Annotated in this window: 10 protein-coding genes and 1 pseudogene; 5 read left to right on the top strand and 6 right to left on the bottom strand. The window is 43.2% G+C overall.

The window, feature by feature from the left end; translation table 11 throughout:
• Positions 1–19: 19 nt before the first annotated feature.
• From NSB03_RS12580 to ruvB, 5 genes are all read right to left on the bottom strand, one after another.
• Positions 20–2,161 (bottom strand): S46 family peptidase, encoded by a 2,142-nt coding sequence (locus NSB03_RS12580; protein WP_024987445.1) that lies wholly within the window; start codon positions 2,159–2,161, stop codon positions 20–22.
• Between the two features lie 61 nt (positions 2,162–2,222).
• Positions 2,223–3,578, bottom strand: coding sequence for a TIGR00341 family protein (locus tag NSB03_RS12575; protein WP_024987444.1), 1,356 nt, complete (start codon positions 3,576–3,578; stop codon positions 2,223–2,225).
• A gap of 2 nt (positions 3,579–3,580) precedes the next feature.
• Positions 3,581–5,077 carry an oligosaccharide flippase family protein gene (locus NSB03_RS12570; RefSeq protein ID WP_024987443.1) on the bottom strand — a complete coding sequence of 499 codons (1,497 nt, stop codon included), beginning with the start codon at positions 5,075–5,077 and terminating at the stop codon, positions 3,581–3,583.
• 40 nt (positions 5,078–5,117) lie between these two features.
• Positions 5,118–5,594: an endonuclease domain-containing protein gene (locus NSB03_RS12565; RefSeq protein WP_024987442.1), complete on the bottom strand. Its 477-nt coding sequence runs from the start codon at positions 5,592–5,594 to the stop codon at positions 5,118–5,120.
• 140 nt (positions 5,595–5,734) lie between these two features.
• Positions 5,735–6,769, bottom strand: coding sequence for a Holliday junction branch migration DNA helicase RuvB (gene ruvB, locus NSB03_RS12560; RefSeq protein ID WP_024987441.1), 1,035 nt, complete (start codon positions 6,767–6,769; stop codon positions 5,735–5,737).
• Between the two features lie 910 nt (positions 6,770–7,679).
• Here ruvB and NSB03_RS12555 point away from each other — a divergent pair.
• From NSB03_RS12555 to NSB03_RS12540, 4 genes are all read left to right on the top strand, one after another.
• Positions 7,680–8,912, top strand: coding sequence for a spore maturation protein (locus tag NSB03_RS12555; protein WP_024987439.1), 1,233 nt, complete (start codon positions 7,680–7,682; stop codon positions 8,910–8,912).
• 16 nt (positions 8,913–8,928) lie between these two features.
• A complete protein-coding gene (gene ybeY, locus NSB03_RS12550) occupies positions 8,929–9,348 on the top strand; it encodes an rRNA maturation RNase YbeY (RefSeq protein ID WP_024987438.1) in 420 nt (139 codons plus the stop codon).
• 145 nt (positions 9,349–9,493) lie between these two features.
• Complete coding sequence (locus tag NSB03_RS12545; protein ID WP_371826231.1) at positions 9,494–10,261, top strand: BfmA/BtgA family mobilization protein; 768 nt, start codon at positions 9,494–9,496, stop codon at positions 10,259–10,261.
• Between the two features lie 179 nt (positions 10,262–10,440).
• On the top strand, positions 10,441–10,863 hold the full coding sequence (locus NSB03_RS12540) for a hypothetical protein (protein WP_128824347.1): 423 nt from the start codon (positions 10,441–10,443) through the stop codon (positions 10,861–10,863).
• A gap of 197 nt (positions 10,864–11,060) precedes the next feature.
• Here NSB03_RS12540 and NSB03_RS12535 read toward each other — a convergent pair.
• Positions 11,061–11,705: pseudogene (locus tag NSB03_RS12535) on the bottom strand (FecR family protein); the annotation flags it as partial.
• 329 nt (positions 11,706–12,034) lie between these two features.
• Between NSB03_RS12535 and NSB03_RS12530 the strand changes: the two are divergent.
• Positions 12,035–12,676: an HU family DNA-binding protein gene (locus tag NSB03_RS12530; RefSeq protein WP_024987435.1), complete on the top strand. Its 642-nt coding sequence runs from the start codon at positions 12,035–12,037 to the stop codon at positions 12,674–12,676.
• Positions 12,677–12,789: the final 113 nt, after the last annotated feature.

Raw genomic sequence — 12,789 nt, 5'->3', positions numbered from 1 at the left:
GCTTCCAGCTCTATTAGCTTCATCGAGCTATCTTCAACTCCTGAACAAGATTGCCCGCCTTACCATATTTCTCCATAATAAAGAGCATATACCGCACATCTACTCCGATACAACGCTGCAAGTCAGGTTCAAATACGATGTCACTGCTCATTGCTTCCCAGTTGCCATCGAAAGCCAGCCCAAGCAATTCTCCTTTGGCATTGAACATCGCACTACCGGAATTACCGCCTGTAATATCATTATTAGAAATAAAGCAAACATTCATCTCTCCCTGTGCATTGGCATATCTGCCGAAATCACCGGAAGAAAGCAGACTCAACAACTCCGGCTGGACGGCAAAGTCAATATCCCCCGCATGTTCCTTCACCTTCTCAAAGATGCCTTTCACGGTGGTATAATAACCGTAAGTGGCTCCATCAAAAGGAGTATATCCCCCAACCGTTCCGAAACTGAGCCGCATGGTGGAATTGGCATCCGGATAGAAATTCCGATCGGCATACATACGGCGCATGGCAGCGTTGAACAAACGTTCCCCCTGCTCTATCTGCTCGGAAGCTTCGGAAATACTCTGATTCATCTCATAATACTTCACGATCAGATCCAGACTCAAGGAAACAGCCGGATCCTCTATCAGATTATACGTAGTATCCCGTTCTAGGAAACGTTTCAGACCCTTAGGAGATGTTATGCTGGAAGTAGCATACAAAGAGTCTACATAAGCCTGAATATTTCCGTTATAAAGTGTATCTATCTTTTCATATATAGCAGGCAGATACTTCTTATCCACTTTCAACTGATACTCTTTGAGCATGGCAGCAAAAACCTCCTTATCAATAGAAAGATCGAGATTATCATATTTCGCCAATAACTTCTTCATGCGGGTAATCACCAGCTTCTCCTCGGCTTCAAAGTCAAAATTAAGAATTTCAAGAGCAAGCTGTACCAGCTCGGGACCATTGATAAACGATTCGCCGAAATAAGCCAATGCCCGATCTGTTTCCCGGCGATTACTATAACTCAACTCCAGAGAAGAAAATAAACGAATCAGCTTCTCTCTTTCTTCCGGATGAGACTGAATCCAGTCGCGAAGGGCTGCTTCAGCCGCCCGTTTCTTTTCCAATACCTTCAGATGCTTGATGGCTTTGTTTGTTCCGATGCTATTCTTCCAATAATTGGAGCTTTCATCGTATTTTGAAGCATACTTGATACGAATATCCGGACGACGGTCCATCTCCCGTTTCCAAACTGCTTGTTTTACTCCCCGCACATCAATCATTGCCTGGTTGATTCCATTCATCATCTCTTCGATACCATACGAAGAAAGATACCGCTCCGTACTTCCCGGATAACCAAGCGTCATACAGAAAGAACCTTCCTTGTATCCATCCAAAGAGATGGGCGCTACATATTCAGGATGATAAGGGACGTTGTCAGGAGAATAATCAGCCGGGCCATTCTTCGTATTGGCATAGATACGGAATACACTGAAATCGCCCGTATGCCGCGGCCACATCCAATTGTCCGTATCCCATCCGAACTTCCCGACAGAAGAAGGAGGCGCAAAGACCAAACGAACATCGTTATAATCACGATAAACGGAAAGCCAGAATTCATTGCCTGCATAATAGGCATCGACAATACCGGTCAGCGTAGAATCTTTTTCGGAAACTTCCAGACTAATTACATTCATGATCGAATCGACAGCTACACGGCGTTCTGTTTCCGTTTTAGCATGACGGGCGGCAGACAATACCCGTTTGGTAACGTCTTCCGTACGAAGCAGAAAACGGACGTACAACTCCGGATTCGGCAGCTCTTCATCAAGGCTACGTGCAAAAAAGCCATCTTTCAGATAATCATGTTCTACGGAAGAATGCTGCTGGATACTGCTGAAACCACAATGATGATTGGTAAACACCAGACCGTCTTCGGAAACCACCACTCCCGAACAGAAACCTCCAAAGCTGACAACAGCATCTGAAAGAGAAGGTTTCTTCGGATTATACAGTTTATTCACAGGCATCTGCAAACCGAGTTCCTTCATCACCCGTTCTGCCTGTTTGTTCTTGCGAAGGTTCCCCAATAACCACATTCCCTCGTCAGCAAATGCCTGCGACAGGCAAAGGGAGAGGAGAATCACTGCGATTAGTCTGAGTTTCATGCTATTATTTTTTAATTTATTCAAGTTGGATTTATATATTCTATGATCAATCCGAGTATCATTATTCGGTAATCAGCCTCAACTTCTTCGCTCCTACACGGGCTTTCAGCCATTCGCTGATTTTCTGTTTCTCGGCAGCAGACGGATGTCTGTCGAATTTCAAAACAGCCAATGTTACCGTATCGGTCTTCATCGAGTCAACCCGCACTTCGAGCGAATGAGCGATGGAGAGCGTAGTGATGGAAGGATAAAGCACTTTCAGTTCGGGCACTAATGTACGACTCATTGCGTCATACGTCCTGTATTGTTCCAGCGTCGTCTCCAGTTGGGAAATCTTCACTGCCTGTTGCTGAAGGCGCTGCTCACTGTTTTTGTAGAAGTCTTCCATGACCATGGCACGGATGGAAGTCACATCTACCGCTTCGTTATTCATCCCCTGCAATACAACCAGCTTCGTATCTTCCAACTTATATTCTTTCATCTTGCTACGGGCAATAGAAATCGAAGCATCGGGCACTTCAGTACCAATCAAAACAACCCGCACTTCTTTATGTTCATAGCTGATCTTTTTATCAAGCACCTGTGTATTTTCAAAGCTCAGCTGATCGCTAATAAAACGATTGGCTGCCGCCTCATAGAAGGTGCTTTTTATAATTCCAAATGTCAGATAAACCGCCGGGCACATGGTAAGCACCACAATGAGAACGATGTATTTACGTACGGTCTTCTCACGGGTTTTATCAACAAACTCTTTTCGTTTGAAATGCATCACACGAACTCCGAGGAAAGTGGCAAGACTGATAAAAACAGAATTGATGAAATAAAGATAAAAAGCACCTAGGAAATAAATAAGATTACCGGAGGCAAGCCCGTAACCTGCCGTACAAAGCGGCGGCATCAATGCAGTAGCAATGGCAACGCCCGGAATCACATTTCCTTTTTCCTTGGTAGAGAGAGCTACCACACCTGCCAAACCACCAAAAAGCGCGATGAATACATCATAAATAGTGGGCGATGTACGTGCCAGCAGCTCCGACTGCGAACCGGCAATAGGGGCAAGAAGGAAGAAGATAGTGGCCGTTGTCACACTGAAAGCGGTCGTTATGAGAAAACTCTTTAAAGAGCGCTTCATTAATTCGAAATCGTTCAGTCCGACAGAGAGTCCTACTCCCATAATAGGTCCCATCAGCGGAGAAATCAACATGGCACCGATAATGACTGCGGTAGAGTCTACATTCAATCCGAGTGATGCCATAAAGATGGCAAAAATCAGGATCCATAAATTGGCACCTTTAAACTCTACACCTTTACGGATAGAATCCACGGTGGCGAGTTCGTTATCCTTGTCTTTTTTCAAGTCCAGATATTCTCTCAGAAAGGACCTGATAGCAAACTTATTACGTTCATCTGTCTTCATAATTATTTCTTCTTTATAAAGCGATTAATAACAGGAATCTGACTCAATGGTAAATCCTTCTTGATAATATAAGCTATAAATAGCAATAAAAGTACGGTACGGAAAGCGAGACGGAGCACCTGATTAGGGATAGGCACCTGTTCTCCAATAACGTAGAGTACCACTGCCAGCAGAACATAAAGTCCGAGGCTTTTCAAATCATAACGAATCGGGTATTCTTTCTGTCCTATCCAGTAGGATAACAGCAAGATTACGGCATAGCCTGCAACAGAAGCCCATGCCGAAGCAAGATAGCCATAAACCGGCACAAACAAGATGTTCAATACGACAATAATGACACAACCGATCACTGAGAAGTAAGCCCCCCAATAGGTTTTATCCGTCAGTTTATACCAGAAGGAGAGGTTGAAATAAATCCCTTTACAGATTTCTGCAAGCATCACGATAGATACTACTCCAAGACCTTCCCAGTAGTCCTTTGCTACGAGGTAACGCAACAAGTCGAGATAGAACATGACTGCAAGGAAAGCCAGCAATGAAAAGATCAGGAAATATTTCATCGCAGCCGCATACATTTTCCGGTTATCTCCTTCGCTGTCTTTGCCAAAGACAAACGGTTCGTAAGCGTAACGGAAAGCCTGTGTAAACATGGCCATTACCATCGCAATTTTGCAGGTTGCCGCATAGATACTCAGTTGTGCTAATCCTTCCTGCCGATCTTCAAAGAGAAACGGATAGATCATCTTGTCTACAGTCTGATTCAGAATACCTACCAAACCTAAGATTAATACCGGGAAAGAGTATACTACCATTCGCTTCAGCAACACCCGGTCCAGCTTATAAGCAAATCCTCTCAGCTCTGGGATAAAGAAGAACATCTGTACAACCGAGATGATCAGGTTGCTAACGAAGATATATCCCACCAGATAGTCGGGGTCATAAAACCAAGCGATGGTTGCCGGACAATGCACATTCAGCCACGGACACCCCAACAGGAAAAACAGATTCAAACCGATGCCGCCACCGATAGAGAGCAGCTTGATAGCTGCAAACTTGACAGGACGTTTCTTGTATCGCAAATAGGCAAAAGGGATGCATTGAAAAGAGTCTAAAGCTACCACAATAGCCATCATCGCTATATACTCCGGATGATCGCCATAATCCAGCAAATTGGAAATCGGTTGCAGGAACAATAAACAAAGGAGAGCGAAAATCAAAGATACGCCTCCTACTGACAATAGGGAGTTGGCATACACTTTCATCGGGTCCTCCCCCGATTTATTGGCGAAACGGAAGAATCCCGTTTCCATACCGAACGTAAGCAGTACGAGCATCAGGGCTGTAAATGCGTATACGTTCGATACGACTCCGTAACCTCCGGAAGAAGCCGGTAATACAGCTGTATACAGGGGTACCAGCATATAGTTAAGGAATCGTCCGACAATACTGCTTAACCCATAAATTGCAGTATCTTTAGCTAATGATTTTAGTCCAGCCATGTAGATATGATTAACTGTTTAATGATTAACGGTTAACGATTTAGTGATTAACGGTTAACGGTTTAGTGATTAACGTCGAAAAGTCGGTAGTATTCTGACTCTCCTCCTTCTGGAAGGAGGAGTCCCCACAGGGGGAGGTGGTAGGATTCCCTCTCCTCTTTCCTACAGCCTCTCGAATCTCCTCCACAATTTGCGAAGGATTCTCAAATACCACTCTATTCTCAAACCGAATGACCCAAATATCCTTTTCATTAATGAGGAAACGAGCACGATTATCCGCATAATCCATTGCTACCGAAGTAGAATGTACTTCTCCGTCCAGTTCTATACTCAACCGGAATTGCGGGCAATAGAAGTCTAAAATATAGGGACCGACACTGTGCTGCCGACGAAACTTAAGTCCGTCAATTTGCTTTCCCTTGATTAACTTCCAGAGAGTAGCTTCGGCAGAAGTGCCATTATTACGCAAATCTTTTCGAACTGATTTCAGTTCAGACTTATTCATTGTATCGTGCATAAATATTTCATTTTATGTATTCACCTACCACCTCCCCCTACGGGTACTCCTCCTTCCAGAAGGAGGAGAGTAGGAATACTATCGACTTTTAACTTTCAGGTGCTCCCCTAATGAGATACTGCTTATTACACAACTTTATATTAATCGTTAAACAACGTTTTTTGATTGCCACTATACAGGCTACGCCCCAAATGCTTATAGGCAAGTTCTGTCACCTCACGTCCGCGGGGAGTACGTTTCATGAATCCTTCTTTGATCAGGAAAGGTTCGTAAACTTCCTCAATGGTTCCCGCATCTTCTCCCAAAGCTGTAGCAATGGTCGTTATACCGACAGGACCGCCTTTAAACTTGTCTATAATGGTACAAAGTATCTTGTTGTCTATCTCATCCAGTCCGTACTTGTCGATATTCAATGCCTCCAGCGCAAACTGGGCAATCTCCGTATCAATAGAGCCAGTGCCTTTCACTTGTGCGAAGTCACGTACCCGGCGGAGCAGAGCATTGGCAATACGGGGCGTCCCGCGACTGCGGGATGCAATCTCCGAGGCTGCACGTACCGAACAAGGCACATCCAGTATGGATGAAGAACGGCGGATGATATTGCTCAAGATATCATCATCATAATACTCCAAATGAAGGTTTATACCAAAACGTGCACGAAGCGGGGCTGTCAGCAGACCGCTACGTGTAGTAGCCCCCACCAGTGTGAAAGGATTCAAATCAATCTGAATGCTACGTGCCGAAGGTCCCTTATCAATCATAATATCAATGCGGTAATCTTCCATGGCAGAGTAAAGATACTCTTCCACTACAGGCGACAGACGATGGATTTCATCTATAAAGAGCACATCATTCGGTTCGAGACTGGTCAGCACACCTGCCAAGTCGCCCGGTTTGTCGAGCACCGGACCGGAAGTGACTTTAAAGCCGACACCCAATTCGTTGGCGATAATATTTGAAAGGGTTGTTTTTCCCAAGCCGGGAGGGCCGTGAAGCAGGACATGGTCGAGCGCCTCGCCACGCAGGCGTGCCGCCTTCACAAAAATGCGGAGGTTCTCCACCACCTTATCCTGTCCGCTAAAGTCTTCAAAGCTCAACGGACGGAGTGCGTTCTCGAAATCCCGTTCTTTTGAAGTAAGCTGATGTTCGCGTATGTTAAAATCTTCCTGTTCCATTTATTTCTTGAAAAGTAGGAGACAAAGATAGAGATTTACATTCATTTTCAGTATACGAAAGACGAAGAAAAACTCCAATCGGTATCCGGATTTCAAAATAACATAAAGAAAATCAATGAGGGCAACCGCATTTAATTTGATTCAAACCTGTGCGTTTTAAGCTAGACGGCGCGAAAATGAGCCAAATGATACAAGTTCCGATTTTCCCATATATTGTGGGAAAGTATTCCCTCATATTATGGGAAAACATTCCCGACTACTTGGGAAAATATTCCCTCATTTTGTGGGAACAAATTCCCGTAATGCTTGGGAATATTTTCCCACAATATGTGGGAAAAAGAGAAGCTGTACTTCTCCGGTAATGGTTGACTAGTTGTTTCTTTATTCTTGTTACAGATTGACTGGCAAGGACACTGTGAAAAATGAAAATCAACAGAGGAGTGCTTGCAGATGTGCAAAAGCACATATATCATCATCAATCAACGGGTTGAATCAAAAAACGGCAAATTCGGAGAGTGAGGGCAAACGTCTGCCCTCACTCTGCTATCATACTTGCTCTCACAGCGGAAAGCACCATGAATAAAGGGATTGAGGGGAAATGTGAGGGCATGAGGGCAAAAATGAAAAAAACTCTATGGAAGAGAATTGCAAAAGCTGAATTCAAATGGACTGAAACGATATGACTGTATTACCCCATATAGTGAATTCATTCATTTCAGTATAGAAGTGAATATTTTAACGCCGGTTCGATATAAGCTTGTACTATTCCCGAAGGAGGGGAAACCATGCGGACGAAATTATATCGAACTTACGTTATTTTTAGCACGGTTTCCATAGAAAATAATAAAGAAAACAGAGACAAATCAATCTTTTATCTACCTTTGTATCATTCTATTTTAACTGAATTACAATGGTTCTAAATTACATTTGGATAGGATTCTTTGTCATCGCCTTTATTATCGCCCTTGTAAAAGTGATTTTTGGGGGAGATACGGAGATATTTACGGCTATTATGAACGCTACATTCGATTCTTCAAAAACAGCTTTCGAGATTTCTCTCGGGCTCACGGGAGTGCTGGCTCTTTGGCTGGGCATCATGAAAATCGGCGAGAACAGCGGATTGATTAATGCGCTGGCTCGCTTTCTTAGTCCGGTGCTTTGCCGGCTGTTTCCGGACATTCCTAAAGGACACCCTGTGCTGGGGTCTATCTTCATGAATATGTCTGCCAATATGCTTGGCCTCGACAATGCGGCCACCCCGCTGGGGCTGAAAGCGATGAAAGAGCTGCAGGAACTGAATCCGAAAAAGGACACGGCTTCCAATCCGATGATTATGTTTTTGGTGGTTAATACATCCGGCCTTATCATCATTCCTATCAGTATCATGGTATATCGCGCACAAATGGGGGCCGCACAGCCTACGGATGTATTTATCCCTATCCTGCTAAGTACTTTCATTTCCACCTTAGTAGGAGTCATAGCAGTCAGCATCGCCCAGAAAATCAACTTAATCAATAAACCTATCCTCCTTTTAACGGGCGTTATCTGTCTTTTCTTTTCCGGTTTGGTTTATCTGTTTCTAAGCGTTTCACGAGAGGAGATGGGTACTTATTCTACATTGATAGCGAATATTCTGCTGTTCAGTGTCATCATCCTGTTTATCCTGACGGGAGTCAGAAAGAAAATCAATGTATACGATTCGTTTGTAGAAGGAGCCAAAGAGGGATTTACGACGGCTGTACGCATCATCCCTTATCTGGTTGCCTTCCTTGTAGGAATTGCAGTGTTCCGCACTTCGGGAGCGATGGATTACTTAGTGGGCGGAATCGGTTATGTAGTAGGTTTATGCGGAGTCGACACAAGCTTTGTAGGCGCACTGCCTACGGCATTGATGAAATCGCTTAGCGGTAGCGGTGCGAACGGATTGATGATCGATACGATGAAAGAGCTGGGACCGGATTCGTTTGTGGGGCGTATGAGTTGTGTAGTTCGCGGGGCTTCGGACACCACATTCTATATTCTGGCCGTTTATTTCGGCAGTGTGGGTATCAGTAAAACCCGCAACGCCGTTACTTGTGGCTTGATAGCAGACTTCTCAGGTATCATAGCCGCCATCTTAATCAGTTATTTATTTTTCTTTTAAATCATAACATTCAATTATGGCTGTAACTTATCAAACAGAAGGCATAAAAATGCCTGATATCAAGAAACGCGAGACTACGGAATGGATAAAAGCCGTAGCTGCTTCTTACGGGAAAAGACTCGGTGAAATCGCTTATATCTTCTGCTCCGACGAAAAGATCCTGGAGGTAAACCGTCAGTATCTGCAACACGACTACTACACGGACATTATTACTTTCGATTATTGTGAAGGCGACCGCCTGTCGGGTGACTTATTCATCAGTCTGGATACGATACGCACCAATGCGGAACAATTCGGCGCATCCTATGACGATGAGCTACATCGTGTCATTATTCACGGAATTCTCCACTTGTGCGGCATCAACGATAAAGGTCCCGGAGAGCGGGAGATTATGGAAGCAGCGGAAAACAAGGCATTGGCGATACGACAGTCATAAACCATATTCCGCTGATGGTTCATTCGGATATACCATGCCGAGCATACTGAAAAAGCGCCCCATCGTAACCACTACGACGGGGCGCCTTCATTAGCAACGTAATGCTAATATTAATACTAAATTAATGTGAGTTCGATATAAGTTTATAAGATGGCTGTCAAGTTCAAACATACAGCCCAAAAGCAAACCGGAGAAAACAACCATTTCGATAAGCGGAGAGACCTCTTGGCAGCTTGAAATATACTGCCGGGAAAACGGGATATTGCGTAAAGATTTCGTTTCACTCGCCTTGGAATACTTTGAGCGCACAGGGTTCAACCTGAAGAGTAATGCACTTGATTACTCTCCTTTGGAAAAGAAAACAGGAAAACGAGGACATCCTAAGTGGTTTGACGGTAGGATTGACTTTGCCAATCTGGTTCTTACCCGATGCAAGGAATACGAAGTGAATAAGGGAAAGCTATACGGATTGAGGGTATATGCAAAAGCTCTCAAAAGGTACGTTTCCTTATCCGTCTGGTACCCCATGGATGGAAGATCAGACAAGTGGCAGCTTTACTTCTCTACAGACGATTCGATGGATGGACGCGAAGTCCTGGATTATTACAGAACCAGGTTCCAACTCGAATTTTGTTTCAGAGATGGCAAGCAGCATACTGGAATCATCAACTGTCAGTCTACAGACTTCAGAAAGTTGGATTTTCACTTCAATGCATCACTCGCTGCTGGCAACTTGGCAAAAGCGGCATGTAAGAGGCTCGGAATAACATATTCAATATCCAATTGCAAGTCATTCATACACAATGCTTATATGCTTGAACGATTTATTTGCGTGTTTGGGATTAACCCAGACCCACAAGTTATTGACAAACTTTTCAAAGAACTCATTTTATTTACTGCCAGATCCGCTTAGGATTGGCTAATTTTGAACGAACTATTAATAAAAGTAAATACAGAATTATAATTTGAATAAAAAAGCTCATATATTATATTTTTTATTACATTTGATGCAACATAAACTCAGATTATTACGTATCTGAGTTTATGTTGCATATTTCAAGTCAATTCTAATTAAGATAAATTTTACATATTATGAAAAAATTGTTCTTTCTACTATTGTTAGCAACTTTTGCTAGTTGTAGCAAAAATGATATTAAAATGCTGACTCGTTATAATTTGCCTCAAAATATTAGAATCGATATTCCTTCAGACAGCATGATCGTCATAAGGAGTTCGTCAGAGTTCGATAATAGATTCAAAGGATATACAGATGAGCTTTCTAAAATTGATTTTAATAAATATGATTTAGCGTATATTCAAGGGGCTTCACCTACAGGTATAGAAGATTTCAACGTACAATGGAATGTGGATACTACCCCTTACGAATTATCAATCAATATAAAGAATAACATAACTACACAATACCAAATATGGAGTTTGGCCTATCTAATAGCTAAAAGAAAGAACAATGATGTTGTAGCATCTGTTGTTTATGACAATGCTATTGATAGATAAAGAGAGCGTTTTTTTATTTTAATAAAAATTCTAACAGAACCTAAATAACGTCAGTTCGATATAAGCTCGCCCGCATAGCTTCCCCTCCTTCGGGAAGGAGGAGAATCGAAAAATACAGGCTTATATCGAACTGACGTTAAATTAATAATTAAACTTTTGTGTACCTAATATTCTAATTATTCTAATATTCTATCCTTTTATGCCTGTTCATCCGCTTTGTCATATATCAATATGCTCCGCCCACTGATTTTGTAAGTCAGGTCGCCCGTCAGTTCCAGTGCATCCAGGAAGGAGTTTATTGTTCCGTGACGCTTCAAGCTGCCACTATAGGTAATGTCGCGCAGGTTCGGGGTTTCGTAATAAACCTGTATGTCATACCAGCGTTCAAATGTCTTCATAATATCGCCCAGGGGACGGTCATTAAAGATGTACATACCATCTACCCAACCGACATATTCTTCCAAATCCACCTCGCGTTTCGTTGAACTATTGGCAAATACAACAGCCTGTTCACCCGGTGAAAGGGTAATCGTTTCCGCATTTAATGTGGAGAATTTCACTTTTCCATGTACCAGAGTCGTATAGCAGACAGGGGCATCGGCATAAGCATTTACATTGAATGCAGTCCCAAGCACGGTTATTTCTCCAAGATGAATTTGCACCACAAACGGATGTTCCTCATCCGCTACAACATCAAAATAGGCTTCGCCTTCCAAACGTACAATTCTGCGTTTACCGGCAAAACGTACCGGATAAGTCAGTTTGGAACCGGCATTCAAATGAACCGTAGTTCCATCTGCGAGGATTACGGTGTTTTCACCCCCACGCGGTATAACCAGTTCGGCGTTTGGAGTTATATTCTAATGTCTTCATATTTTTCTTCTTTGCCAAATGAATAAATGTTGTTTTCTCGACCGGTTGATGCTGCTAAGGTATAACATGGAATATGGGGTTTGCAAGTATTTGGTTAAGAAAATGTTTATTTTCTCCTGAAACGAAAAACATGCTTTCTTATGCTGATATGTCGTATCTTTAGTGCTTATTTGAGGAAAGCCGACTGGAGTTGTCCGGTCGGCTGACTATAGTTGACTGAACAGCCGATTCCAGTTGTCCGAGTAGCCGATTACAGTCGTCCTATGATGAAGTTACACATTTTAATTGATAAGAAGTAATGGCTATTGTATTTGATTGGTATGAAAATCCTAATGCATCTTCGGAAGAAGAAGAGGCAGCGTTGCATCCGCGTATCTTTATGAATGGTAAGGTGGATACGGAAACACTTTGTTGCAAGATTCATGATTACAGTTCGTTGACTGTGGGTGATGTAAAGAATGTGCTCGACAACCTGTCGAAGATTCTCGGTGAGTCATTGCGTGAGGGAAAAGAAGTGCATATCGAGGGAATCGGTTATTTTTTCCCCACTTTGGCGGCCACGGGAAAAGTGCCCCGCAACACTCCGCATAAAACGAATAAAGTGACTTTTAAAACAGTTCGTTTCCGTCCTGACACTAGTCTGAAAGGACATTTCATTGGCGTCCGTGCCAGTCAGTCCAAGTACGTCCGCCATTCGGAGAAGGTTTCGGAAGTGGAGATTGATATGCTGTTGAAAGAATATTTTGCCGGACATCAGATGATGCCCCGTCGGGACTTTCAGGAGATTTGCGGCTTGGCCCGTACTACCGCCAAAACGCATTTGGTTCGTCTGCGTGGAGAAGGGAAACTTGTGAATATCGGCCTGCGCAACCAACCGATGTATGTGCCTGCTCCCGGTTATTATGGGGTGTCGAGAGATGCGGCACATCCTTCACGGTGATGGCTGTGAAGGATGTGAACTTTGAGACGTTAAGTTGGGTCACCCGTAAATTCTAGTGGGGTTATGCATAAATTTTAGTTAGTCTATACAAGAAAAACGGTATATCTATAACT

The organism is Bacteroides acidifaciens (assembly GCF_024623065.1).
Lineage (GTDB): Bacteria > Bacteroidota > Bacteroidia > Bacteroidales > Bacteroidaceae > Bacteroides > Bacteroides acidifaciens.
Note: the sequence above shows the minus strand (reverse complement) of the source record. Positions and strands in the feature narration are given on the sequence as shown.

What these genes read in the sequence shown, in the direction of transcription:
- NSB03_RS12580 (WP_024987445.1), bottom strand. Translation starts at nt 2,161, where the DNA reads ATGAAACTCAGACTAATCGCAGTGATTCTCCTCTCCCTTTGCCTGTCG.
- NSB03_RS12575 (WP_024987444.1), bottom strand. Translation starts at nt 3,578, where the DNA reads ATGAAGACAGATGAACGTAATAAGTTTGCTATCAGGTCCTTTCTGAGA.
- NSB03_RS12570 (WP_024987443.1), bottom strand. Translation starts at nt 5,077, where the DNA reads ATGGCTGGACTAAAATCATTAGCTAAAGATACTGCAATTTATGGGTTA.
- NSB03_RS12565 (WP_024987442.1), bottom strand. Translation starts at nt 5,594, where the DNA reads ATGCACGATACAATGAATAAGTCTGAACTGAAATCAGTTCGAAAAGAT.
- ruvB (WP_024987441.1), bottom strand. Translation starts at nt 6,769, where the DNA reads ATGGAACAGGAAGATTTTAACATACGCGAACATCAGCTTACTTCAAAA.
- NSB03_RS12555 (WP_024987439.1), top strand. Translation starts at nt 7,680, where the DNA reads ATGGTTCTAAATTACATTTGGATAGGATTCTTTGTCATCGCCTTTATT.
- ybeY (WP_024987438.1), top strand. Translation starts at nt 8,929, where the DNA reads ATGGCTGTAACTTATCAAACAGAAGGCATAAAAATGCCTGATATCAAG.
- NSB03_RS12540 (WP_128824347.1), top strand. Translation starts at nt 10,441, where the DNA reads ATGAAAAAATTGTTCTTTCTACTATTGTTAGCAACTTTTGCTAGTTGT.
- NSB03_RS12530 (WP_024987435.1), top strand. Translation starts at nt 12,035, where the DNA reads ATGGCTATTGTATTTGATTGGTATGAAAATCCTAATGCATCTTCGGAA.